Origin of the sequence: Nocardioides daphniae, assembly GCF_004777465.1 — a bacterium.
Classification (GTDB): domain Bacteria; phylum Actinomycetota; class Actinomycetes; order Propionibacteriales; family Nocardioidaceae; genus Nocardioides; species Nocardioides daphniae.
Genome location: NZ_CP038462.1, coordinates 1555832 through 1578257, shown reverse-complemented (window position 1 = coordinate 1578257; position 22426 = coordinate 1555832). Strand labels below are relative to the sequence as shown.

General features: G+C 71.7%; 19 protein-coding genes and 3 pseudogenes. 3 read left to right on the top strand and 19 right to left on the bottom strand.

What is annotated here, in order from left to right; genetic code table 11:
• Positions 1 to 54 precede the first annotated feature (54 nt).
• The 11 genes and pseudogenes from coaBC to carA all read right to left on the bottom strand — a co-directional run bounded on the left by coaBC (position 55) and on the right by carA (position 10806).
• A pseudogene (gene coaBC, locus E2C04_RS07735) lies at positions 55 to 1303 on the bottom strand (bifunctional phosphopantothenoylcysteine decarboxylase/phosphopantothenate--cysteine ligase CoaBC).
• Positions 1304 to 1322: 19 nt separating this feature from the next.
• On the bottom strand, positions 1323 to 1652 hold the full coding sequence (rpoZ, locus tag E2C04_RS07730; RefSeq protein WP_135832176.1) for a DNA-directed RNA polymerase subunit omega: 330 nt from the start codon (positions 1650 to 1652) through the stop codon (positions 1323 to 1325).
• A gap of 76 nt (positions 1653 to 1728) precedes the next feature.
• Positions 1729 to 2301: a guanylate kinase gene (gene gmk, locus E2C04_RS07725; RefSeq protein ID WP_135832175.1), complete on the bottom strand. Its 573-nt coding sequence runs from the start codon at positions 2299 to 2301 to the stop codon at positions 1729 to 1731.
• 5 nt (positions 2302 to 2306) lie between these two features.
• Positions 2307 to 2545: pseudogene (gene mihF / locus E2C04_RS21345) on the bottom strand (integration host factor, actinobacterial type).
• 225 nt (positions 2546 to 2770) lie between these two features.
• On the bottom strand, positions 2771 to 3619 hold the full coding sequence (gene pyrF, locus E2C04_RS07720; protein ID WP_135832174.1) for an orotidine-5'-phosphate decarboxylase: 849 nt from the start codon (positions 3617 to 3619) through the stop codon (positions 2771 to 2773).
• Positions 3616 to 4446, bottom strand: a complete 831-nt coding sequence (locus E2C04_RS07715) for a tRNA-dihydrouridine synthase (protein ID WP_135832173.1) — start codon at positions 4444 to 4446, stop codon at positions 3616 to 3618. The genes pyrF and E2C04_RS07715 overlap by 4 nt, the downstream gene beginning before the upstream one ends.
• Positions 4443 to 4910, bottom strand: a complete 468-nt coding sequence (locus E2C04_RS07710; protein WP_135832172.1) for an iron-sulfur cluster-binding protein — start codon at positions 4908 to 4910, stop codon at positions 4443 to 4445. The genes E2C04_RS07715 and E2C04_RS07710 overlap by 4 nt, the downstream gene beginning before the upstream one ends.
• The gene (locus E2C04_RS07705) at positions 4838 to 5269 is read right to left on the bottom strand and encodes a ferredoxin reductase domain-containing protein (protein WP_135832171.1); all 432 of its coding nucleotides are present in this window, start codon (positions 5267 to 5269) and stop codon (positions 4838 to 4840) included. The genes E2C04_RS07710 and E2C04_RS07705 overlap by 73 nt, the downstream gene beginning before the upstream one ends.
• Complete coding sequence (locus E2C04_RS07700; protein ID WP_229721507.1) at positions 5266 to 6387, bottom strand: quinone-dependent dihydroorotate dehydrogenase; 1122 nt, start codon at positions 6385 to 6387, stop codon at positions 5266 to 5268. Before E2C04_RS07700 ends, E2C04_RS07705 begins: the two co-directional genes overlap by 4 nt.
• The gene (carB, locus tag E2C04_RS07695) at positions 6351 to 9665 is read right to left on the bottom strand and encodes a carbamoyl-phosphate synthase large subunit (protein WP_135832170.1); all 3315 of its coding nucleotides are present in this window, start codon (positions 9663 to 9665) and stop codon (positions 6351 to 6353) included. Before carB ends, E2C04_RS07700 begins: the two co-directional genes overlap by 37 nt.
• 3 nt (positions 9666 to 9668) lie before the next feature.
• Positions 9669 to 10806: pseudogene (gene carA / locus E2C04_RS07690) on the bottom strand (glutamine-hydrolyzing carbamoyl-phosphate synthase small subunit).
• A gap of 207 nt (positions 10807 to 11013) precedes the next feature.
• Here carA and E2C04_RS07685 point away from each other — a divergent pair.
• A complete protein-coding gene (locus tag E2C04_RS07685; RefSeq protein WP_229721534.1) occupies positions 11014 to 12228 on the top strand; it encodes an acetyl-CoA hydrolase/transferase family protein in 1215 nt (404 codons plus the stop codon).
• Between the two features lie 62 nt (positions 12229 to 12290).
• Here E2C04_RS07685 and E2C04_RS07680 read toward each other — a convergent pair whose 3' ends face one another.
• The 7 genes from E2C04_RS07680 to E2C04_RS07650 form a co-directional block, all read right to left on the bottom strand.
• On the bottom strand, positions 12291 to 13190 hold the full coding sequence (locus E2C04_RS07680) for an LLM class F420-dependent oxidoreductase (RefSeq protein ID WP_135832168.1): 900 nt from the start codon (positions 13188 to 13190) through the stop codon (positions 12291 to 12293).
• Between the two features lie 39 nt (positions 13191 to 13229).
• Complete coding sequence (locus tag E2C04_RS07675) at positions 13230 to 13595, bottom strand: DUF5655 domain-containing protein (protein WP_202977932.1); 366 nt, start codon at positions 13593 to 13595, stop codon at positions 13230 to 13232.
• 8 nt (positions 13596 to 13603) lie between these two features.
• A complete protein-coding gene (locus tag E2C04_RS07670) occupies positions 13604 to 14893 on the bottom strand; it encodes a dihydroorotase (protein WP_135832167.1) in 1290 nt (429 codons plus the stop codon).
• Positions 14890 to 15822, bottom strand: a complete 933-nt coding sequence (locus E2C04_RS07665) for an aspartate carbamoyltransferase catalytic subunit (RefSeq protein WP_135832166.1) — start codon at positions 15820 to 15822, stop codon at positions 14890 to 14892. Before E2C04_RS07665 ends, E2C04_RS07670 begins: the two co-directional genes overlap by 4 nt.
• Complete coding sequence (pyrR, locus tag E2C04_RS07660) at positions 15819 to 16379, bottom strand: bifunctional pyr operon transcriptional regulator/uracil phosphoribosyltransferase PyrR (protein WP_135832165.1); 561 nt, start codon at positions 16377 to 16379, stop codon at positions 15819 to 15821. The genes E2C04_RS07665 and pyrR overlap by 4 nt, the downstream gene beginning before the upstream one ends.
• Positions 16380 to 16516: 137 nt before the next feature.
• Complete coding sequence (locus E2C04_RS07655) at positions 16517 to 17344, bottom strand: DUF1206 domain-containing protein (RefSeq protein ID WP_135832164.1); 828 nt, start codon at positions 17342 to 17344, stop codon at positions 16517 to 16519.
• A 44-nt stretch (positions 17345 to 17388) separates the two neighbouring features.
• The gene (locus E2C04_RS07650; protein WP_135832163.1) at positions 17389 to 18669 is read right to left on the bottom strand and encodes an acetyl-CoA C-acetyltransferase; all 1281 of its coding nucleotides are present in this window, start codon (positions 18667 to 18669) and stop codon (positions 17389 to 17391) included.
• Between the two features lie 198 nt (positions 18670 to 18867).
• Here E2C04_RS07650 and E2C04_RS07645 point away from each other — a divergent pair, with 198 nt between their 5' ends.
• A complete protein-coding gene (locus E2C04_RS07645) occupies positions 18868 to 20202 on the top strand; it encodes a 3-oxoacyl-ACP reductase (RefSeq protein WP_135832162.1) in 1335 nt (444 codons plus the stop codon).
• The gene (locus E2C04_RS07640) at positions 20203 to 21048 is read left to right on the top strand and encodes a MaoC family dehydratase (protein ID WP_135832161.1); all 846 of its coding nucleotides are present in this window, start codon (positions 20203 to 20205) and stop codon (positions 21046 to 21048) included.
• Between the two features lie 21 nt (positions 21049 to 21069).
• On the opposite strand, the gene E2C04_RS07635 is transcribed toward E2C04_RS07640, so the two are convergent.
• On the bottom strand, positions 21070 to 22386 hold the full coding sequence (locus E2C04_RS07635) for a VCBS repeat domain-containing M23 family metallopeptidase (protein ID WP_135832160.1): 1317 nt from the start codon (positions 22384 to 22386) through the stop codon (positions 21070 to 21072).
• Positions 22387 to 22426 lie beyond the last annotated feature (40 nt).

The window sequence follows — 22426 nt, the reverse complement described above, 5'->3', positions numbered from 1 at the left end:
GGTGATAGGTGGATGTTCAAGCCTAAAGGGGTGTCAGCATGCAAGAAAGGCGTCTCACATCACGAATCGACGGGCCACCTGGTCCCAGATCGCGTGCGAGACGTCCGACTTGGACGCCCGCGCCACCTCGGTGGCCTCGCCGTCGGTCGACAGGATCACGACCGCGTTGTCCGCGGCCCCGAAGACCGCTCCCCCGCTGACGTCGTTGACCACCAGCAGGTCGCAACCCTTGCGGGCCAGCTTGGCGCGGCCGAGCTCCAGGACGCTGCCGGTCTCGTCACCGGTCTCGGCGGCGAAGCCGACCACGACCTGCTTCGCGCGGCGACGCTCGCGAGAGAGCTCGGCCAGGATGTCGGGGTTCTGCTCGAGGTGGACCGCCGGCGCCGAGCCGTCGGCCGCCTTCTTGATCTTGGCCTCGCTGGTCGAGGTGGGGCGGAAGTCGGCCGGCGCGGCCGCCATCACGACGGCGTCGGCCTCGCCGGCAGCCGCCAGCATGGCCTCACGCAGCTCACTGGTCGTCTCCACGCGTACGACGGTGACACCGGCCGGGTCGGGCAGCGTCACGTTGGCGGCGACCAGCGTCACGTGCGCGCCGGGCGGCGGCGGACCGGGCGAGGGCGTACCCCTGCAGGCCGGAGGACCGGTTGCCGAGGAAGCGCACGGGGTCGAGGTACTCGCGCGTGCCGCCGGCCGAGACCACGACGTGGCGGCCAACCAGGTCCAGGGCGCCCGCGCCACGGGTCATCACCTGGAGCGCAGTCTCGAAGATCTCGCCGGGCTCGGGCAGGCGGCCCTTGCCGGTGTCCTTGCCGGTCAGGCGCCCCTCCGCGGGCTCGATGACGACGGCGCCGCGTTCACGCAGCGTGGCCACGTTGGCGCGGGTGGCGGGGTGCTCCCACATCTCGGTGTGCATCGCCGGGGCGAAGACCACGGGGCAGCGCGCGGTGAGCAGGGTGTTGGTGAGCAGGTCGTCGGCCAGGCCGTGGGCGGCCTTGGCCATCACGTCGGCGGTCGCCGGGGCCACCACGACCAGGTCGGCCTGCTGGCCGATCCGCACGTGCGGCACCTCGTGGACGCCGCTCCAGACGTCGGCGGCGACGGGCTTGCCCGACAGGGCCGCCCACGTGGGCGCGCCGACGAACTCCAGCGCCGAGGCGGTCGGGACGACGGTGACGTCGTGACCCGACTCGGTGAAGCGACGGAGCAGCTCGCAGGCCTTGTAGGCGGCAATGCCGCCACTGACCCCGAGGACGACACGCGGCCGCGTCCCGGAGGGGGACGCGGCCGGCGCGGTGCTGGACACCGGTGAGGTCACGCGGAGGTCACTCGGAGTCGGAGACGGCCTCAGCCTGAGCGGCAGCCTGGGCCGCAGCCTCGGCAGCGAGCTCGGCCGGGTCGACGTCCTCACAGGTCAGCAGGTCGTCGTTGATCTCGCGCAGCGCGATGCTGAGGGGCTTCTCCTGGACGTGGGTGTCCACGAGGGGGCCGACGTACTCGAGCAGGCCCTCGCCGAGCTGCGAGTAGTAGGCATTGATCTGGCGGGCGCGCTTGGCGCTGTACAGGACCAGCTTGTACTTGCTGTCGGTCTTGGTGAGCAGGTCGTCGATCGAGGGGTTGGTGACGCCCTCGGCGGCGATCAGGGGAGCAGACACGCGTGGCCTCGCAGGTGTTCGTAGTGGGCCGTACGCGGTGCGGCGTACGGCGGTCGTGCACGTCGTCGGGCGGGTCTCAGGACCCGGACCTGATCAAGGTTACCAATTCATCCACGGCGGCGGGAACTTCGTGGTTGACGATGGTGACGTCGAACTCGCTCTCGGCGGCCAGCTCCTCGCGCGCCGTCTCCAGCCGACGGGTGCGCTCCTCCTCGGTCTCGGTGCCGCGGCCGACGAGTCGGCGCTCCAGCTCCTCGAACGACGGGGGCGCCAGGAAGACGAAGAGCGCCTCGGGCATGGTGCGACGCACCTGGCGGGCGCCCTGCAGGTCGATCTCAAGCATCGCGGGCCGCCCGGCGGCCAGCGCCTCCTCGACGGGGCGGCGCGGCGTGCCGTAGCGGGCGGCCTTGTGGACCACGGCCCACTCCAGCAGCTCGGCCTGCTCGACCATGCGGTCGAACTCCTCGTCGGAGACGAAGAGGTAGTGCACGCCGTCGACCTCGCCGGGGCGCGGCGGCCGGGTGGTGGCGCTGACGGAGATCCAGACGTCAGGGTTGGCCGCGCGCATCTGCGCGGCGACCGTGCCCTTGCCGACGGCGGTCGGACCGGCCAGCACGACGAGTCGCGACGGCTTCGGAGCTTCGCTCACGCCGTTCACGCGCCGGTGGAGAACTCGCGCTCGAGCGCGGCGATCTGCTTGACGCCCAGACCACGCACCCGACGGCTCTCGGCGATCGCGAGACGCTCCATGAGCGCGGTGGCACGCACCTTGCCCAGCCCGGCATCGACTGCAGCAGGTCGATGACCCGCATCTTGCCGATGACCTCGTTCTCCTGGCCCTCGTGGATCACGTCGATGATCGAGGCCCCCGAGTTCTTGAGGCGGTTCTTCACCTCGGCACGCTCCCGACGGGACGCCGCCGCCTTGTCGAGCGCCGCCTGGCGCTGTTCGGGGTGAGCTGGGGCAGTGCCACGTCGGTGTTCCTCGTCATTTCGTCGGTGGGTCCGCGCTGGGCGGCTGGGTCAATCTAGTCACCCGTCCTGGTTGCCGTGTGCGCACCCCCGAGTCAGGGGCGCACGCGACTTCCCGGTCAGCTCCCCATTGTGGGCCACGCCCGATCAGGCGTCGAGAGCGGCCACGTCCTCGTTGGCCCGACGGGCGGCGGCGACCAGGGCGGCCGGGTCCGGGCCGGCGGCCAGGACCCCGCGGCTGGTGCTGGGCAGGACCGCGTGGGCCGCGGCCCCGAAGATGCGGCGCATGTCCTCGACGGTGCCGCCCTGCGCACCGTAGCCGGGCACCAGGATCGGGCCGTTGACGTCGAGCTCGGTCTCCGGGTCGGAGACGGTGGCGCCGACGACCGGGCCGAAGCTGCCCAGGGGCGTGGCGCCGGCGTTCAGCTCGCGCAGCGAGTCCAGGACGGTGGCGGCGACCGTACGACCGTCGGCGGCCCGGGCGCGCTGCACCTCGTGGCCCTCGGGGTTGGAGGTCAGGGCGAGGACGAAGAGACCGGCGCCGTGACGACGCGCGGTCTCGACCATCGGCGTGAGCGAGCCGAAGCCGAGGAACGGGCTGGCGGTGACGGCGTCGGAGAAGAGCGGCGAGCGCGGGTCGAGGTAGGCGTCGGCGTAGGCCTGGGTCGTCGACCCGATGTCGCCGCGCTTCACGTCCATGCAGACCAGCGCGCCGGCCTGGCGGGAGATCTCGACCACGCGCTCCAGCACGGCGACCCCGCGGCTGCCGAACCGCTCGTAGAACGCGCTCTGCGGCTTGAGCACCGAGACCTCGGGCGCCAGCGCCTCGGCGACGGTCAGGGCGAAGCGCTCGAGTCCGGCGACGTCGTCGTCGAGGCCCCAGGCCTTGAGCAGCGAGGCGTGCGGGTCGATGCCGACGCAGAGCCGGCCCCGCTCGCCGATGGCGCGATGGAGCCGGGCGCCGAAGGGCGCGAGGGTGGAGTCAGGTGTGGTCACGGGGTCTCCTCAAGGTCGTGGGCGAGTCGGGTGATCAACGTCGGGTCGTGCAGCAGGCCGGTGCCGACCTGGACCGCCACCGCACCCGCGTCCAGGTAGGCGCGCACGTGCTCCGGCGCGGTGACGCCGCCGCAGGCGACGACCGGGACCTCGGGGGCAGCGCGGCGTACGGCGCGGGTCGCGGCCAGCGTGACGGGACGGATCGCGGGTCCGCTCAGGCCAGCCGGACGCCCGTCGGGCATCGCAGCCGCCAGGGCTCCCCCGACGACCACGGCGCCGGCGCCTGCGTCGCGCACCGCCCGGGCCGTCTCGACGACCCGGACCGGGTCGGGCCGCACCTTCACGAGCAGGGCCAGGTCGGCGGGGAGCTCGCGGCGTACGGCCGCCACGGCGGAGGCGGCGTGGAAGGGTTCGCGCGCGTCGAAGGCACCCACGGCGTCGGCGTCGGGCGAGGCCAGGTTGACCTCCACCCCACCGAGCCCGGGCGCGCCGGCGAGCAGGCGGGTGAGCTCGGCGTACTCCCCCAGCGAGGTGGCGCAGAAGGAGACCAGCACCCTGGCGCCGGCCCGGACCAGCCACGGCAGCTCGTCGGAGAGGAAGACCTCGATGCCGGGGTTGTGCAGGCCGACGGCGTGCAGCAGCCCGCTCGGCGACTCCAGCACCCGCGGCATCGCCGACCCGGGGTGCGGCTCGCGGGTCAGGGTGCGGGTGACGAAGGCGAGGCCGTCGAGGTCGACGTACGGCGCCAGCTCGCGACCGGTGCCGCCGCAGCCTGATGCCACCATCACCGGGTGGGCGAGCCGGAGGCCGGCCAGGACGTCGCTCATGCCAAGGCCTCCCAGTCGACGCGGTGGCCGGGCAGGACGGGACCCTCGACGCAGGCACGTACCTGGCGCGGCACCGCGTCGTCACCGACCACCGGGACGACGCACCCGTGGCAGAGGCCGGTGCCGCAGGGCATCGGCGACTCGAGGCCGACCTGGCTGGGCACGCCGGCGTCGTCGGCCGCCTGCGCCACGAGGCGCACCGCGTCGGGGCGGCCGGCGGTGTAGACCACCGCGGCCTCCGACGACCTGAGCAGCCCGGGCAGGTGGTCGGTGACCACGCCGCGCTGACCGACGGAGCCGTCCTCGGTCACCACCACGACCTGGCGCACCAGGCGACGGGCCTCGCGCACGGCCAGCAGGTGCTGCTCGTCGGGCGCCCCCACCAGCAGCGTCACCCGGCACTCGCGGGAGCGGAGCCGCTCGGCGAGCGCCAGCAGAGGCGCGACCGCGTGGCCCTCCCCCACCAGCAGCGCGGAGACCGGCTGCCGGGCAGGGTGAAGGGGCGGCCCAACGGCCCGGTGAGGCCCAGGCGGGTGCCGACGGGCAGGCCCGCGAACCAGGCACCCGACGCCGTGGCCGGGTCGATGACCACCTCGATGGTCGGCCCGAAGGCGCCGGCAGCCTCCACCCGGTGGATCCACCAGGCACGGGCCGTCAACCGGTCGTCACCGGGCGAGACGACCACGAACGTGCCCGGACGGAACGCCGCCGGGACACCGGGCGCCGACAGGGTGAGGACGCGGAACGCCCCCGCGCGACGGACGGCCAGCACCTCGCCCCGGACACGCAGGGGGCCCGGGGCGGAGCTGGTGGTCGTCGTCACCCGCGGGCCAGACCGCTCACGATCCGGCGGGGCCACAGCGGACCCTCGTAGATGAACGCGGTGTAGCCCTGGAGCAGGGTGGCGCCGGCGTCGATCCGGTCGAGGGCGTCGGCCACGGTGGTGATGCCGCCGACGCCGACCAGGGTCATGTCGGGGCCGACCCGGTCGCGCAGCAGCCGCATGACGGCCGTCGACCGCTCGGTGAGCGGACACCCGGACAGACCGCCCGCACCGATCTCGGCCACCCTGGCGGCGTCGGAGCGCAGCCCTTCGCGGTTGATCGTCGTGTTGGTCGCGATGATCCCGTCGAGCCCCACGGCCATGGCCATGTCGGCCACCGCCAGGACGTCCTCGTCACTGAGGTCGGGGGCGATCTTGACCAGCAGCGGGACGCGACTGCGCCCGAGCGGCTCGGTGACCTCGTCAGCACGACGACGTACGGCGCGCAGCAGCGGCTCGAGCTTCTCCACGGCCTGGAGGTCACGCAGGCCCGGGGTGTTGGGCGAGGAGACGTTGACGACCAGGTAGTCGGCGTGCGGGGCGAGCAGGCCGGTCGACTTCTCGTAGTCGGCGACCGCCTCGGACTCCGGAACGACCTTCGTCTTGCCGATGTTGACGCCGAGCACCACGTCGGAGGCCCGGCCTGAGGCGGCGCGCGCGGCGAGCCGACGGGCGACTGCCTCGGCGCCGTCGTTGTTGAACCCCATCCGGTTGACGATCGCCCGGTCCTCGGGCAGCCGGAAGAGCCGGGGCGTGGGGTTGCCGGGCTGCGGCTCCCCCGTGACGGTGCCGATCTCCACGTGGCCGAAGCCGAGGCCGGCCAACGCGTCGATGCCGACCGCGTTCTTGTCGAAGCCTGCCGCCAGGCCGAGCGCGTGCGGGAAGCGGATCCCCATCGCCTCGACCGGCTGGCCGACGCGCGCAGCACCCGCGCCGACCACCCGCTCGGTGAGCGGGCGGGCGGCACGGATTGCCGAGAAGGCCCGGTGGTGGATCCACTCGGGGTCGGTGCGGGTCAGGACCTGCTTGAAGAGCTGGTCGTACGCCTTCTGCCCCAGCCCCGCGAGACTCCCGGTGGAGCTCATCGAGCCGTGGCGGCGCTGGTGAGGGCTGCCCACTCCTGCAGCGAACGTACGCCGATCCCGCCGGAGCGCAGGGCGGCGATGCCCTGGACCGCCGCAGCGGCACCCTGCACGGTGGTGATGCACGGCGTGCCCGTCAGGACGGCCGCGGCACGGATGTCGTAGCCGTCGTAGCGCGCCCCCGAGGCCGAGCCGTTCGGGGTGTTGACGATCAGGTCGACCTCCCCGGCCTGGATCATCCCCACGATGGTCGGCTCGCCGTTGGGCCCCGTGCCGGACGAGTGCTTGCGCACCACGGTCGACGGGATGCCGTTGCGCCGCAGCACCTCGGCGGTGCCCTCGGTGGCGAGCAGCTCGAAGCCGTAGTCGGCCAGGACGCGCGCCGGGAAGATCATCGTGCGCTTGTCGCGGTTGGCGATCGAGATGAAGACCTTGCCGCCGACCGGCAGCGGGCCGAACGAGCCGGCCTGGGCCTTCGCGAAGGCCTTGCCGAAGTCGGCGTCGAAGCCCATGACCTCGCCGGTCGACTTCATCTCCGGGCCGAGCACGGTGTCGACGAACTGACCCTCGTGGGTGCGGAAGCGGTTGAACGGCAGCACTGCCTCCTTGACCGCGATCGGCGCGTCGGCCGGCAGCAGGCCACCGTCACCGGTCGCCGGCAGCAGGCCCTCGGCGCGCAGCTCGGCGATCGTGGCGCCGAGCATCACCCGGGAGGCCGCCTTGGCCAGCGACGTACCGGTGGCCTTCGAGACGAAGGGCACCGTGCGCGAGGCGCGCGGGTTGGCCTCGATGACGTAGAGCACGTCGGCACCGATGGCGAACTGGATGTTGATCAGGCCGCGGACGCCCACGCCGGAGGCGATCGCCTCGGTGGCGGTGCGGATCCGCTCGATCTCGCTGCGGCCCAGGGTGATCGGCGGGAGCGCGCAGGAGGAGTCACCGGAGTGGATGCCGGCCTCCTCGATGTGCTCCATGACGCCGCCCAGGAAGAGCTCGTGGCCGTCGTACAGGGCGTCGACGTCGATCTCGACCGCGTCGTCGATGAACCGGTCGATGAGGACCGGGCGCTCGGCGCTGATCAGCTCGGTCGCGGCCTCGAGGTAGGTCTCCAGCGTGTCGTCGGAGTAGACGATCTGCATGCCGCGGCCACCCAGGACGTACGACGGGCGCACGAGCACCGGGTAGCCGATCTCGTGGGCGATGGCGCGCGCGTCCTCGAAGGAGACCGCGGTGCCGTGCTTCGGCGAGGTCAGTCCGGCCTCGGCGAGGATGCGGCCGAAGGCGCCGCGCTCCTCGGCCAGGTCGATGGCCTCGGGGCTGGTGCCGACGATCGGGACACCGGCGTCCTGCAGACCCTGGGCCAGGCCGAGCGGGGTCTGGCCACCGAGGGTGGCGACCACGCCGGCGATCGGGCCGGCAGCGCGCTCGGCCTCGACGATCTCCAGCACGTCCTCCAGCGTGAGCGGCTCGAAGTAGAGCCGGTCGGAGGTGTCGTAGTCGGTGGAGACGGTCTCGGGGTTGCAGTTGACCATGATCGTCTCGTAGCCGGCCTTCGACAGCTCCTGCGCGGCGTGCACGCAGGAGTAGTCGAACTCGATGCCCTGGCCGATCCGGTTCGGGCCGGAGCCCAGGATGATCACGGCCTCGCGCTCGCGCGGCACGACCTCGGTCTCCTCGTCGTACGAGGAGTAGTAGTACGGCGTACGGGCCTCGAACTCGGCCGCACAGGTGTCGACCGTCTTGTAGACCGGGCGGATCCCCAGGTCGTGGCGCGCCGCGCGCACCTCGGCCTCGGTGAGGCCGCGCAGCCCGGCGACCTGGACGTCCGAGAAGCCGTGACGCTTGGCCAGGCGGAGCGTGGCGGCGTCGAGGTCGGCGGCGCCGGCGACGGCCTCGGCGACCTCGTTGACCAGGAAGAGCTGGTCGACGTACCAGGGGTCGATCTTGGTGGCGTCGAAGATCTCCTCCGGCGTGGCGCCGGCGCGGATGGCCAGCATCAGCTTCTGGATGCGGCCGTCGTGCGGACGGGCGACGTCGGCGAGGATCTCCTTCTTGTCGCCGACCTCACCGGTCCAGGTGAACTGCGACCCCTTCGACTCCATCGAACGCAGCGCCTTGTTGAGCGCCTCGGAGAAGTTGCGACCGATCGCCATCGCCTCGCCGACCGACTTCATGTGGGTGGTGAGGGTGGAGTCGGCGGTCGGGAACTTCTCGAACGCGAAGCGGGGCACCTTGACCACGACGTAGTCGAGGGTCGGCTCGAACGAGGCGGCGGTGGAGCCCTGCGGGCCCGACGTGATGTCGTTCTCGATCTCGTCCAGCGTGTAGCCGATGGCGACCTTGGCGGCGATCTTGGCGATCGGGTAGCCGGTGGCCTTCGACGCGAGCGCCGAGGACCGGGAGACGCGCGGGTTCATCTCGATGACGATGACGCGGCCGTTCTCCGGGTTGACCGCGTACTGGATGTTGCAGCCGCCGGTGTCGACGCCGACCTCGCGGATGACGCCGATCGCCAGGTTGCGCAGGTGCTGGTACTCGCGGTCGGTGAGGGTCATCGCCGGGGCGACGGTGATCGAGTCGCCGGTGTGCACGCCGACCGGGTCGAAGTTCTCGATCGAGCAGATGATGACGACGTTGTCGTTCTTGTCGCGCATCACCTCCAGCTCGTACTCCTTCCACCCGAGGATCGACTCCTCGATCAGGACCTCGGTGGTGGGCGAGGCAGAGAGGCCGGCGCCGGCGATGCGGTGCAGGTCCTCGGCGTTGAACGCGATGCCCGACCCGAGGCCGCCCATGGTGAAGGAGGGGCGGATGACGACCGGGAAGCCGAGCTCCTCGGTCGCCTTCTCGACCTCGTCCATCGAGTGGCACACGAAGGAGCGGCAGACCTCGCCGCCGACCTTGCGGACGATGTCGTTGAACAGCTCGCGGTTCTCGCCACGGTGGATCGCCTCGAAGGAGGCGCCGATCATCTCGACGCCGTACTTCTCCAGGACGCCGTTGTCGTGGAGCGCGGTCGCGGTGTTGAGCGCGGTCTGGCCACCCAGCGTCGGCAGGATCGCGTCGGGGCGCTCCTTCGCGATGACCTTCTCGACGAACTCGGGGGTGATCGGCTCGACGTAGGTGGCGTCGGCGAACTCCGGGTCGGTCATGATCGTGGCCGGGTTGGAGTTCACGAGGATGACGCGGAGGCCCTCCTCCTTGAGGATGCGGCAGGCCTGGGTCCCGGAGTAGTCGAACTCGCAGGCCTGGCCGATGACGATCGGGCCGGAGCCGATCACCAGGACGGACTTGATGTCTTCACGCTTCGGCACTTCTCAGGCCTCCTTGTTGCTGGCCATCAGCTGGCAGAAACGGTCGAACAGGTATGCGGCGTCGTGCGGCCCGGCCGCGGCCTCGGGGTGGTACTGGACGGAGAACGACGTGAGGTTGCCCTCCGCGTCGCGCAGCTCGAGGCCCTCGACCACGTCGTCGTTGAGGCAGACGTGGGAGACGGTCGCGGTGCCGAACGGTGTCTCGGTGGAGCCCTCCAGCGGGGCGTCGACGGCGAATCCGTGGTTGTGCGCGGTGACCTCGACCTTGCCGGTGGTGCGGTCCATCACCGGCTGATTGATGCCGCGGTGGCCGTACTTCAGCTTGTAGGTGCCGAAGCCGAGCGCGCGGCCGAAGAGCTGGTTGCCGAAGCAGATCCCGAAGTAGGGGATGCCGTCGGCCAGGGCGCTCTTGAGCAGCTCGACCTGCGCGGTGTGGCGCCGCCGGTCACCCGGTCCGTTGGAGAAGAAGAGGCCGTCGGGCTCGACCGCCTCCACCTCCTCGATCGTCGCGGTGGCGGCAGCACGTGCACCTCGATGCCGCGCTCGGCCATCATCCGCGGGTGTTGGCCTTGAGGCCCAGGTCGACGGCGGCGACGGTGAACTTCTTGTCGCCGACGGCCGGGACGACGTACGCCTCGGAGGTCGAGACGGCCGCGGAGAGGTTGGCGCCGGTCATCTCGGCGGCCGCGGTCACCTTGGCCAGCAGCGCCTCGGGGTCGCTCTCGACGGTGGAGATGCCGACGCGCATCGCGCCACGCTCACGCAGGTGGCGGGTGAGGGCGCGGGTGTCGACGCCGGAGATGCCGACGACGCCCTGCGCGCGCAGCTCGTCGTCGAGGGTGCGCCGGGAGCGCCAGTTGGAGGGCACGCGGGCAGGGTCGCGGACGACGTAGCCGGCCACCCAGATGCGCGAGGACTCCGGGTCCTCGTCGTTCATGCCGGTGTTGCCGACGTGCGGGGCCGTCATGACGACGACCTGGCGGTGGTAGGACGGGTCCGTCAGGGTCTCCTGGTAGCCGGTCATGCCGGTCGAGAAGACTGCTTCGCCGAAGGTCTCACCTTCGGCACCGAAGGACTCACCGTGGAAGACGCGTCCGTCCTCGAGCACGAGGAGCGCGGGCTTGGGGGCATGCAGCGGCACGCCTGACCTCCTTCTCCGCCTCACAGGACGGATCGTTAAAGGATGTGTGAGCGCCTCGAACCCTACCAGCGCCGGGCCGCTCCCCCGACGCCGCCACCGCGGGTGGACCGCGGTGCCGGCGCGTGGGCTCGACCACACCTCGCGCGTCGCGAAGCGCCAGCGGCGAGCGGCCCGACGTGCCAAGGTGGACCCGTGCTGACCGTCACGCTGGAGGAGCTCACCCGTCACGTCGCGCCGCTGGGCTCCGAGGAGGTCCGGGTCGTGTGCAGCGGCAACTTCGCCACGCCGCACACCGTCCTCGCCCCGGTGCTCGGCGCCCTCGAACGGGTCCGGCTCCACGGCCTCAACCTGCAGCCCGGGCTCGACCTCCACGACGGCGTCATGCCAGAGACCTGCTTCGTGGGTCCGGGCGTACGACGTCACCCGCGGCTGGTCTACGTGCCGGCCCGGCTCTCGACGGTGCCGACGCTCTACTCCTCCTCCCTCGCGCCCGACGTGGTGGTCGTGCACACCACGCTGCCGCGTGACGGGAAGGTGTCCCTGGGCCTGGAGGTCAACGTGCTGCCGGCCGCCATCGAGGCGGCACGGGCCCGGGGTGCCCTGGTGGTCGCCCAGATGAACCCGCGCATGCCGTGGACCTTCGGCGACGCCGAGATCGACCTCGACGCCGTCGACCTCGGCGTCGAGGTGGACGAGCCGCTCGCCTCGCACGCGGCGGCGGAGCCCGGCGAGGACGCGGCCGAGATCGGCGCCCGGGTGGCGCACGAGGTGCGCGACGGCTCGACGTTGCAGGCCGGGATCGGCGAGGTGCCCGACGCGACGGTGGCCCGGCTGACCGACCGCCGGGACCTGCGGATCTGGACGGAGATGTTCTCCGACGGCGTGCTGGCGCTGGAGCGCCGCGGCGTGCTCGACCCCGAGGTCGAGATCGTCACCTCCTTCGTCTTCGGCAGCGAAGAGCTGTACGCCTGGCTCGACCGCAACCCCCGGGTGCGGCTGCGGCGCACCGAGGTGACCAACGCCCCTGCGCTGATCGCCCGGCAGCCCGCGATGACCTCGGTCAACACCGCGCTGCAGGTCGACCTCTTCGACCAGGCCAACGCCTCGCGCATCAAGGCCCGGATCTACAGCGGCTTCGGCGGACAGACCGACTTCACCGTCGGCGCGACCCACTCACCGGGCGGTCAGGCCTTCATGGCCCTGCGCAGCTGGCACCCCAGGGCCGACGTCTCCACGATCGTGCCGCTCATCGACGAGCCGGTCACCTCGTTCCAGCACAGCGCGGTGGTGACCGAGCAGGGGCTCGCCCGGCTGGCCGGACGCAGCGAGAAGGAGCAGGCCGCCAACCTCATCTCGTACGCCGCGCACCCCGACGTGCGCGACGAGCTGCGCGAGGAGGCGGCGGCGCTGGGCCTGGCCTGAGCTGCCTGGCCTGAGCTGCCTGGCCTGGGCTGCCTTGTCCTGAGCTCAGGGTGGGCGCAGCCTCAGATCGAAGCGGCGTGCTCCACCAGCTGCCCCAGCAGCTCGTAGGCCGCCTCGTCGGTGTCGTTGCCCATGCCGATGATCGCGGTGTCCACGCCGACGGCTGCCAGCGCGCCGACCTTGTCGAGGGCCTGGTCGACGCTCATCGCCTCCTCACCCGAGGGGACCTTCTCCCCACTCCGCTCGCTGAGGCTGATCCGGGTGAGCACCGTCTTGCGGATCGAGTCGTAGTCGCGCCCCTCCGCGTCGCAGTGCTCGCGCAGCACGCCGAGCTTCTGCGCCACGAACTCGGGCCCGCCGTCGAAGATGTTGGTGGCGTCGGCATACTTCGCCACGAAGCGCAGGGTCTTGCGCTCCCCCACGCCGCCGATCAGGATCGGCGGGGTCCGCACCGGCTGCGGCACGTTGAGCGGACGCGGAGCCGTGAACCCCTCCCCCTCGAAGGGCGAGTCGTCACCGGCCCACATCTGCTTCGCCAGGCGCAGGGTGTCCTCGAGGCGTACGAAGCGCTCCGCGGTCGTCGGGAAGTCGAGACCGTAGCCGCGGTTCTCCTCCTCGAACCAGGCCGCCCCGATGCCGAGCCAGGCGCGACCGCCGGAGAGCACGTCGAGCGTCGTGACCGTCTTGACGAGCAGCGCCGGGTTGCGCACCGTCGCCGCGGTGACCATCGCGCCGAGCTCGAGGCGGGAGGTGACGCCGGCGGCGAAGCCGAGCGTCGTGTAGGCCTCGAGCATCTCCTCCTCGGGCGGGCCGATCTGGGCGATCTGCCAGAAGTGGTCCATCACCCACAGGCTCTCCGACCCGGCCGCCTCCGACCAGCGGGCGATCGAGGCGAAGGTGGGGCCGATGGAGGCCGGCGAGCCGGGCCAGGTGAAGCGGGAGACCTGCTGTCCGATGCGCATCGCCCCATCCTGCCCCCGACGTGTGGTCCCGCACCACCGTCAACCAGCGTGCTCGTACGCCTCGCGCAGCCACCCGCGTACCTCGGCGTCGACCTCGGCGACCTCGTGCAGCTCGAGGTGGTGCATCCACACCCCGGGCGAGGGGTGGACGACCTCCTTGAAGCGCGGGGAGTCGATCCGGTGCGGGAGGGCGAGGGACAGCATTGCCGGGACGTCGCTGCGCACGTACTGCCCGGGACGCCAGACGTACGCGAACCCGCGGCGCCGCCGGAAGGCGACCTGGCTGCGCCCCACGGTCACGGTGCTGTCGCCGACGGCGCCCACGGCCTCCTCGACGGCTCGGCAGAGCTCAAGACTGCGCGGATGACCCTCGAAGAGCTCCTCGACGGTCCGCTCCCCGGCCACGACCAGCCTCAGGCCAGGGCGCCGTCGCGCACGGTGACCTTGCCGCCGAAGACCGTGTGCACCACGCGCGAGGTCAGCTCGTGACCGTGCCACGGGTTGTTGCGCGAGAGCGAGACCGAGGCGGCCCGGTCGACGGTGACCGTCGCGGTCGGGTCGACGAGCGTCACGTGGGCGGCCTCGCCGGGGGCCAGCTGGCCACCGTGCTCCTCCAGCCCGGCGATCCGGGCCGGCGTGCGGGACATGACCCGGGCGATGTCGTTCCAGTCGAACTCGTCGTCCATCGCCGTGCGGACCACACCCAGCGCGGTCTCGAGGCCGAGCATGCCGAACGCCGCGTCGACGAAGGCGTGCTCCTTGTCGTGCCGGGCGTGTGGCGCGTGGTCGGTGGCGACCGCGTCGATGGTGCCGTCGGCGAGCGCCTCGCGCAGGGCCATCACGTCCTCGGTAGGGCGCAGCGGCGGGTTGACCTTGAAGACCGGGTCGTAGCCGGTGAGCAGGTCGGTGGTGAGGATGAGGTGGTGCGGCGTCACCTCGCAGGTGACGTCGATCCCCTGCGCCTTGGCCCAGCGGATCACCTCGATCGAGCCGGCCGAGGAGACGTGGGCGACGTGGATGCGCGAGCCGGTGTGCTTGGCCAGCATGACGTCGCGGGCGACGATGACCTCCTCGGCGATCCCGGGCCACCCGGGCAGTCCGAGACGCCCCGAGACCTCGCCCTCGTGGCAGCAGGCGGAGGGACCGGCCAGCACCGGGTCCTGGGAGTGCTGGGAGACGACGCCGCCGAAGGCCTTCGCGTACTCCAGGGCCCGGCGCATCACACGGGCGTCGTGGACGCACTTGCCGTCGTCGGAGAAGACCCGGACCTGCGCGGCCGAGCGGGCCATCAGCCCGAGCTCGGCGAGCTCCTCACCGGCGAGCCCCTTGGTGACCGCGCCGACCGGCTGCACGTCGACGAGGCCGGCCTCGCGACCGAGCTCCCACACGCGCAGGGCGGCCTCGGCGGTGTCGGTCACCGGGGTGGTGTTGGCCATCGCGAGCACGGCGGTGTAGCCGCCGACCGCGGCGGCCTGCGACCCGGTGAGCACCGTCTCGGCGTCCTCGCGACCGGGCTGGCGCAGGTGGGTGTGCAGGTCGACCAGCCCCGGGAGGGCGACCAGGCCGTCGGCGTCCAGCGTCTCGGTGCCCGAGGGCGCCTGCGACGCGGCGTCGGCGCCCACGGCGGCGATGCGGCCGTCGACGACGAGCAGGTCAGCGGTCTCGGTGCCGAACAGCGCGGCCCCCTTGATCAGCAGGCTCACGCGCTGGACTCCTCTCCGGCGAGCAGGTGGTAGAGCACGGCCATCCGCACGGCGAGGCCGGCGGAGACCTGGTCGAGGATCGCCGACTGGGCGGCGTCCGCTGCGTCGGCGGCGATCTCCAGGCCCCGGTTCATCGGTCCGGGGTGGCAGATCGGGACGTCCGGGTGCAGGGCGGCGAGCCGGTCCCGGGTCAGCCCGTAGCCGACGGTGTACTCGCGCGCCGTCGGGAAGTAGCCGCCCGACATGCGCTCCCGCTGCACCCGCAGCATCATCACGGCGTCGGCGGTCGGCAGGACCTCGTCGACGTCGTACGAGGTCGCGAAGCCCGCGCTCTCCGACCACGGCCCGACGCCGCTGGGCATCAGGGTGGGCGGCGCCACGACGGTGACCTCGGCCCCCAGCTTCGTGAGGCACTGGACGTTGGAGCGAAAGACCCGGCTGTGGGTCAGGTCGCCGATGACCGCGACGTGCCTGCCCTCGAGCGAGCCGAGGCGACGCTGCAGCGTGTAGGCGTCGAGCAGCGCCTGGGTGGGGTGCTCGTGCATGCCGTCACCGGCGTTGACGACGCTCGCGTCGACCCACCCGGCGACCTGCTGGGCAGCACCGCTGGCCTGGTGGCGGATGACCAGCCCGTCGACGCCCATCGCGCAGACCGTCATCACGGTGTCGCGCAGACTCTCGCCCTTGGAGGTCGAGGAGCCCTTGGCCGAGATGTTGATGACGTCGGCGGAGAGCCACTTGCCGGCGATCTCGAAGCTCGAGCGGGTGCGGGTGGAGTCCTCGAAGAACATGTTCACCACGGTCACGCCGCGCAGGGCGGGGAGCTTCTTGACCGAGCGGCGCTGCACGTCGTGCATGTCGCTGGCGGTGGCGAAGATCTCCTGGATCTGGTCGACGGACAGGTCGTCGATCGAGAGCAGGTGCTTCACGAGATGCTCACCTCGTCGGCCCCGTCGACCTCCGCGACGCGGACGCTGACGCGCTCGCTGCGGGCACTGGGCAGGTTCTTGCCGACATGGTCGGCGCGGATCGGGAGCTCACGGTGGCCGCGGTCGACCAGGACCGCGAGCCGCACGGCCGAAGGACGGCCGAGGTCGGCGACGGCGTCGAGCGCGGCACGGATCGTGCGGCCCGAGAAGAGCACGTCGTCGACGAGCACGACGACCTTGCCGTCGATCCCTCCGGCGGGGATCTCGGTGCGGTGCGAGGCCCGGGTCGGCTGCGAGCGCAGGTCGTCGCGGTACATCGTCACGTCGAGCTCGCCGACGGGGACGTCGACGCCCTCCACCGCGGCGATGCGGGCGGCGATCCGCCGCGCGAGCGGGACACCTCGGGTCTGCAGCCCGAGCAGGACCAGGTCGTCGACGACCCGGTTGCGCTCGAGCAGCTCGTGGGAGATGCGGGTCAGCGCCCGGGAGACGTCACGGGCGTCGAGGACGGTGCGGGGAGCACCTTCGGTGGTTCCATCGGTGGGGGCACCAGTCATGGCTGTGCCGGACCTCCTTCTCCGCCTCACAGGACGGCTCGTTAAAGGATGTCTATCTCGCCGGAGACTACCAGCGTGCGGACGCGACGTGGTCCACCCGGCCTCCTGTGGGCACCGCCCCGACGCCGTGACCTGCCTCAGCGGTCGAGGTGCCGGGCGCGGGCGAAGCAGAAGAACCCGTAGCAGGCGATGCCGGCCGCGATCACGCAGAGCAACCACGGACCGAAGGGCTGCTGGAGCACCGTACGCAGGGCGTCACCGAGGCCCTGGTCCTCCTTGCCCTGGTGGGTCCAGCCGGCGTGCACGACCAGGCCGCCCACGATGCCGGTGGCCACCGCCTTGGCGAGGTGGCCGATCTTGCCGAACCAGCGGTACGCCTCCCCCGTCTCGCCGGCCCGACCCTCCGCGTCGAGGTGCTCGAGGAACTTGTCGGTCCAGCCCTTCCAGGCGAGGTAGCCGGCGTAGCCGATCACGGCCAACCCGGCGAGCGCGACGAGCCACTGACCGCCGGGCCAGTTCATCACCGTGGCGGTCATCGACCTGCCCTTGCCGCCGCCTCCGCCCGTCACCGTACGGAGGGCAGTGAGGGCGAGTGCGGCGTACAGCACCGCCTTGACGGCGGCACCGCCGCGCTGGCGCCAGCCCTCCCCGTCCTTCGAGGAGTCGTCGGGCTTGCCGAAGACCGCGTCCAGCACCTTCCAGACGACGAGGAGCACCAGCCCCACGGCCAGCGCCCACAGGGCCACCTTGCCGAAGGAGTGCGAGGCGAGCTCGGAGAAGGCGCCCTTGCTGGAGGCCTCCCGGCGGCTCTCGCCGAAGGCGAGCTGGACCGCGACCCAGGCCACGAGCAGGTGGACCACCCCGTACGCGACGAGTCCCGCGCGTGCGAGGTGGTCCATCCACTGGCTGTCGTGGGCCTTCTCGGCCCGTCCCTTGACCGTGCTGACGACGGAGTTCTTGTCCACGACGGGGAGCGTTCCCTCCCCGGCGTCACTTCACACCGACGTGCTCACTTCTCGAGGATGGCCACCACGCCCTGACCACCGGCGGCGCAGATCGAGATCAGGCCACGACCGGATCCCTTCGCGTCGAGCAGCTTGGCCAGCACCGGGACGATGCGACCGCCGGTCGCGGCGAACGGGTGCGCCGCGGCCAGCGAGGAGCCGTTGACGTTGAGCTTGTCGCGGTCGATCGCACCCAGCGGGGCGTCGAGGCCGAGGCGCTCGGAGCAGAAGACCGGCGACTCCCACGCCTTCAGCGTCGAGAGGACCTGGGACGCGAATGCCTCGTGGATCTCGTAGAAGTCGAAGTCCTGCAGCTTGAGGCCCTCACGCTCGAGCATGCGGGGCACGGCGTAGGCGGGTGCCATCAGAAGGCCCTCGTTGCCGTTGACGTAGTCGACGGCCGCCGTCTCGTACGCCGTGATGTACGCGAGCACGGGCAGGCCGCGCTCGGCCGCCCACTCCTCGGAGGCCAGCAGCACCGCTGAGGCGCCGTCGGAGAGCGGCGTCGAGTTGCCCGCGGTCATCGTGGCGGCCGCGCCCTTGCCGAAGACCGGCTTCAGCTTGGCCAGCTTCTCGACGGTCGAGTCGGCACGCATGTTGGTGTCGCGCTCGACGCCGCGGAACGGGGTCACGAGGTCGTCGTGGAAGCCCTCCTCCCACGAGCGGGCGAGGTTCTGGTGGGAGCGGGCGGCCAGCTCGTCCTGGTCCTCGCGGCTGATCTTCCACTCCAGCGCGGTCAGCGCTTGGTGCTCACCCATCGAGAGCCGGGTGCGGGGCTCGGAGTTCTGCGGGACCTCGAGGCCGATGTCGCCCGGGCGGATCTGGCCCAGGGCCAGCAGCTTGGACTTGGTGTCCTTGGCGGTGTTGACCTTCATGAGCTTCTTGCGCAGCTTGTCGCTGATGGCGACCGGGGCGTCGGACGTGGTGTCCGAGCCGCCGGCGATGCCGACGTCGATCTGACCGAGCGCGATCTTGTTGGCGACCTGGATGACCGCCTGGAGGCCCGTGCCGCAGGCCTGCTGGATGTCGGTCGCAGGGGTCTCCGGGCTGAGCTTGGAGCCGAGCACGCTCTCACGGGTGAGGTTGAAGTCGCGGGCGTGCTTGAGCACCGCACCCGCCACGACCTCGCCGACGCGCTGGCCCTCGAGCCCGAAGCGGGTGACGAGCCCGTCGATGGCCGCCGTCAGCATCTCCTGGTTGGAGACGCCGGCGTAGACGGTGTTGGACCGGGCGAAGGGGATCCGGTTGCCGCCGATGACGGCAACGCGGCGGGTCTGGGCCTGCATCACGTGTCTCCTTGTTCAGCTCTGCTGGTTCAGGTCTTGCGTCCGCCCGGCGTCGTCACACATGGTGGACGGCCCGGCTGGAACTACGAGTTACACCTACAGTTACACACTGGCTGTGAGCACCGCGCCGTGTCCATGACCGGAGCACGTGCGCCGCGTCACCCACACCGTCCCACGTCACCTTCCTCGGAGGACCCCATGAGCGACAAGTACCAGGGCTTCGTCTCCTCGCCCGTCGGCAAGTTCCTCGTCAAGAATCTCGGGCTGCCCAACCCCACCCGCCTGGAGCGTTGGTCGGAGGGTGCTCCGTTCGTGGACGGGACCGTGCTCGTCGGCGGGGCCGGTCGCCTCGCCCCGCAGCTCGTCGCGCAGCTCAAGGAGCTCGAGGTGACCGCCACCGACCAGGACGCCGAGGGGGCGACGTACAAGGGCCTCGTCTTCGACGCCACCGGCCTCGAGACACCCGACACCCTGGTCACCCTGCGCGAGTTCTTCACCCCGGTGATGCGCCGCCTGGCCTCGTGCCCGCGCGTCGTCGTGCTCGGCACCCCGCCGGAGCTGCTGGAGGGCGACGCCCGGATCACCCAGCGCGCCCTGGAGGGCTTCACCCGCTCGCTCGGCAAGGAGATCGGCCGCGGCGGCACTGCGCAGCTGGTCTACGTCGCCCCCGGCGCCGAGCGTGCGGCCGACTCGACGCTCTCCTTCTTCCTCTCCCCCAAGTCCGCGTACGTCTCGGGGCAGGTCGTGCGCATCGGCATCGGCGACCGTACGACGGCCGGCGAGGTCCCCGACCTGCGCCGCCCGCTCGAGGGCAAGGTCGCCCTGGTCACCGGCGCGAGCCGCGGGATCGGCGAGCAGATCGCCCGTGTGCTGCACCGTGACGGCGCGAAGGTCGTGGGCGTCGACGTGCCGCAGGCCGCGAGCGAGCTGGTCACCCTGATGACAGAGCTCGACGGGGACCACCTGGCGCTCGACATCACCCACCCCGACGCCGCGCAGCGCATCGCCCACCACCTGGCCACCGAGCACGGTGGCGTCGACGTGGTGGTCCACAACGCCGGCATCACCCGCGACAAGAAGCTGGCCAACATGGCCGACGACCGCTGGAACAGCGTGATCGCCGTCAACCTCACCGCGCCGGCCACCATCACCCGCGAGCTGCTGGCGCAGGGTGTCGTGAACCCCAACGGGCGCATCATCGGCGTCTCGTCGATCGCGGGCATCGCCGGCAACGTCGGGCAGACCAACTACGCCGCGTCCAAGGCCGGCGTCATCGGCTGGGTCCAGGACCTGGCCGACGACCTCACCGACGGCATCACCGTCAACGCCGTGGCACCCGGCTTCATCATCACCGCCATGACGGCCGCCGTCCCGTTCGCCACCCGTGAGGTGGGCCAGCGCCTCAACGCCATGTCCCAGGGCGGGCTCCCCGTCGACGTCGCCGAGACGATCGCCTGGTACGCCTCCCCCGGCTCGACCGCGGTCAACGGCAACGTGGTCCGCGTCTGCGGCCAGATGATGCTGGGGGCCTGAGTGGGTGCGCTGACGCACCTGGGGCGGGCGGCACTGCCGTCGGTCCCCGGCGTCAACCAGCTGCCCGGGATCCGCAAGGTCCGACCGGAGCAGTTCTCCGGCGTCACCGTGCGCACCCCTGCGCGTGCGATCGACGCGGGCCACGTGGCGCGCTACGCCGCGGTCTGCGGCTTTCCCGCCAAGGACACCGTGCCGGTGACCTATCCCCACCTGCTCACGTTCGGCGCCCAGATGGAGGTCATGGCGAGCCCTGACTTCCCGTGGCCGGCCATGGGCAGCGTGCACCTGGAGAACACGATCACGTCGCACCGTCCGATCAGCCCCACCGAGACACTCGGCGTCGAGGTCTCCGTGGCCACGACGCGCCCGCACGCGAAGGGGACGGTGGTCGACTTCGTCTCCACGATCACCGCCGGCGACGAGGTGGTGTGGGAGTCGGTCTCGGCCTACCTGGTGCGTGGGCGGAGCAGGGAGGACGCCCCGCACGGGATGTCGTTCGAGGCCCCGGAGGGTCGCATCACCTGGCGACTCGACGAGGGTCTCGGGCGTCGCTACGGCGCGGTGTCGGGCGACCTCAACCCCATCCACCTCTACCCGCTGACCGCCCGGGCCCTGGGCTTCAAGCGGCAGATCGCCCACGGCATGTGGACCAAGGCCCGTTGCGTCGCCGCCATCGAGAACAGGCTGCCCGACGCGGTGCGGATCGAGGCGGCGTTCAAGAAGCCGGTCTTCCTCCCGGCAACGGTCGCCTACGGCGTCGACGGCTCGGGGGACGACTGGCGCTTCGCGTTGCGCAACCCGCGCGACGGGGCTCCGCACGTGCTGGGGCGCGCCACCGCGCTCTGACGCACCCTGCGCGGGCGCCGCTCAGCGGGCGCGGCCGTAGCGCACGTTCTGCACGCGGGGGGCGACCTTGCCCGACGGCGCGATGCGCTGGGAGAAGGTGGCGTTGGCCGGCGTCCAGGTGCCCACGTCGGCCTTCCCGTCGCCGTCCCAGTCAGCGGCGACGGGGATGTCGCCGACCAAGCCGTGGCGCACGGTCGTGGTGACCGGCTTGGCTGCCCGCGTACGCAGCGTGAAGGTCGTCGTCGCCCGGTCGAAGACGCCCACGTCGGTCACCCCGTCGCCGTCCCAGTCGCCGGTGACCGGGAGGTCGCCGACCTTGCCCAGCTTGAGGTTGGTGGACGTGCCGGTCGCGCTGCGGAGCACGAAGGTGCTGTTCGAGGGCCGGTAGACACCGACCTCCCAGATCCCGTTGCCGTCCCAGTCACCGGCGATCGGACGGTCGCCGCGGAGTCCGAAGGTGATCGAGAAGAAGCCGGCCTCTCCGGCCAGGGTGAACGTGCGCGTCGCCGGGGAGAAGGAGCCGACCGACTGCAGTCCGTATCCGGTCCAGTCACCGAGGACGGGCTCGTCCGAGGCCTGGCCCACGGCCATCAGCCGGGTCTTGCCGTCCGCACCACGCACGTGCACCTGCGGCGCCGCGCTGCGACGGAAGACGGCCACCTGCGCCCCCTCCCCCTCGAGGAGGTTCCCTGCCAGCGGGACGTCGGCGCAGTTGGTCGAGGCCGACGTGCCGTAGACGTACTTCGTGCGGTTGAGCCTCGGCGCGACGACCGTACGCCCGACCTTCTGCTCGTAGTGCAGGTGCGGCCCGGAGCTGTTGCCGGTCGTCCCGAGCTGGCCGACCAGGGCGCCCTGGTCCAGCCAGGTGCCGACCGTGACGTGGGAGTGCTGGAGGTGGGCGTAGACCGTTGTCTCGCCGTTGCCGTGGTCGAGCACGACGTAGCGGCCGTAGCCGGAGTTGCTGGTGTTGTTCGAGGTGACGACTCGCCCCGGCGCGGAGGCGACCACGGGCTGACCGAGGTCGTTGGGGGCGTTGAAGTCGATCGAGTGCGCGCTGGGCGAGTGGTGGGAGCGCGTGCTGCCGGTCCAGGACTGGCCACAGGCGAAGGGCATGTGGAAGGGCGTGACCGGGGTCGGCGTCTTCTTGGCGGCTGCCTTCTTCTTCGCCGCTGCCTTCTTCGCCGCTGCCTTCTTCGCCGCCGCCCTCTTCGCCGCCGCCTTCTTCGCGGCTGCCTTCTTCTTGGCCGCTGCCTTCTGGGCGGCTGCCTTCTTGGCGGCTGCCTTCGTCGCCGCACCCTTCTTCTTGGCTGCGCCCGTCACCGCGGGAGCGGACGTCACGACCGACTCCTGCGAGACGGCGCTGCCAGGGCGGGCGGCG